The organism is Stenotrophomonas sp. SrG (genome assembly GCF_050031795.1).
Classification (GTDB): domain Bacteria; phylum Pseudomonadota; class Gammaproteobacteria; order Xanthomonadales; family Xanthomonadaceae; genus Stenotrophomonas; species Stenotrophomonas rhizophila_A.
In genome coordinates this window covers 1-237 of record NZ_JBNBBE010001229.1, presented here as the reverse complement: position 1 = coordinate 237, position 237 = coordinate 1, and the positions used below count along the sequence as shown (strand labels likewise).

The 237-nt window shown below is 69.6% G+C and carries 1 pseudogene; it reads right to left on the bottom strand.

The features are described from left to right. Window positions 1-237: pseudogene (locus tag ACQG3P_RS23355) on the bottom strand (hypothetical protein); the annotation flags it as partial.

The following is a 237-nucleotide window of genomic DNA, read 5'->3' as shown; positions in this document are numbered from 1 at the left end:
CCGGGTTGTGCGCCCTCGACCGGACCGATGTGCGCGCTGCGGTGCACGTACAGGGTGACCTCGCGCGCGAAGTGCAGCGGGCCGTTGACCGCCGCATTCGGGCCGATGATCACGCGCGGCTTGCGTCCGGCGCGCTGCGACAGGCTGAAGCTGGGCTTGTTGACGTGGATGCCGCCCTCGACCACCGAACCGATGCCGTCGGTGATGTCGCCGTTGACCGTCTCGATGCCCTGGGAC